The organism is Methanoregula sp. (assembly GCF_002835825.1).
Classification (GTDB): domain Archaea; phylum Halobacteriota; class Methanomicrobia; order Methanomicrobiales; family Methanospirillaceae; genus Methanoregula.
The window spans coordinates 1-1,401 of sequence record NZ_PIZH01000541.1 but is presented as its reverse complement, the minus strand read 5'-3'; the positions used below and the strand labels follow the sequence as shown (position 1 = coordinate 1,401).

Genomic DNA, 1,401 nt, shown 5'->3' with positions numbered 1-1,401 from the left:
ATCAGACACTGATACCGAGGTTGTTGTTCACCTTATTGAGGAGGAGTATTTGAAAAAACCCGATTTGGTGAAGGCCGTGCAGGGTGTTATTCCCCGTCTGATCGGATCGTATGCACTCCTAGTCATGAAACAGGGTATCGAGCAACTGGTGGCGGCACGAAATGCAAGTCCGCTTGTTATCGGGATTGGCGATGGTGAGAATTTTGCTGCTTCCGATATGACCCCGGTCCTTGAGCATACAGAACGTGCAATGTTCCTTGAAGATGGCGATGTAGCATCGATTACCCGGACAAGTGTTGAGGTATTCAATAATCGCACTGCAGTCTCCCGGCCCATCGAACTAATTGACTGGACGCTTGAAGATGTGAAGAAAGGGGGATACGCCCATTTCATGCTCAAGGAGATCTACGAACACCCCCTGGCGTTCTTAAATACTATCCGCTCTCTTGACCCGGAGAGCCTGCAGAAAGGCTTGAGAGCCCCGACGGCAGTCACGGTTGTGGCATGCGGATCCTCGTTCCATGCCGGACAGGTCTTCAAGTACCTTCTCGAATCTTCCTGCGGCGTCCCGGTGCGGATGGAATACTCTTCTGAATTCAGGTATTTTCCCCCACCGGTTGAGGGCCTTGTAATCGGCATAACCCAGTCCGGGGAGACTGCCGACACACTCACCGCACTGCGCCAGGCTAAAGCCCGAAACTGCAGAACCCTTGCGATAACGAATGTTCTCGGAAGCACGATCAGCCGAACCGCTGATACAACTATCTTCATGCAGGCAGGCCCCGAGATCAGCGTTGCTGCAACGAAATCCTTTGTAGCCCAGCTGGCAGTGCTCATGCAGGTGATCAATTGTCTCTGCGGGCAAAAATGCGACGAAATACTCCATGAGGCCCATAAGGCAATCGAAGAGATCCTCCTCATGGATTTGAGCGCTTCTGTCCGGTTATGCAACAAGGCAAAGAGTATCTTTTATGTCGGGAGGGGGCCTTTTTATCCGATCGGCCTTGAGGGGGCGCTGAAAATGAAGGAGATCTCCTACATCCATGCAGAGGGGTATGCTGCCGGCGAACTGAAGCACGGTCCGTTTGCACTCCTCTCTCAAGAAACACCGGTTATTGCCATATGTATGCCCGGTGAGACATACGGAGTTATGGTCTCCAATATCAAGGAGATGAAAGCCCGTGGTGCACCGGTCATTGCCATCGGATGCGAAACCGATTCCGAACTACAGGATATTGTCGATATCTTCATCGGGGTGCCGAAAACACACCTTTTCGTCCAGCTTCTGACCTCTCTTGTGGTCCTTCAGCTCATTGCCTATCATACCGCTGTCTCGCTGGGGTGCGATGTCGACAAACCACGAAATCTTGCAAAGAGCGTGACGGTAGAATGATTGAATAC

At 51.8% G+C, this 1,401-nt stretch carries 1 protein-coding gene; it reads left to right on the top strand.

The window, feature by feature from the left end; genetic code table 11:
• A partial coding sequence (gene glmS, locus CW742_RS13115) for a glutamine--fructose-6-phosphate transaminase (isomerizing) (protein ID WP_292421096.1) occupies nt 1–1,393 on the top strand: 1,393 nt, incomplete at its 5' end.
• Between the last annotated feature and the right edge of the window lie 8 nt (nt 1,394–1,401).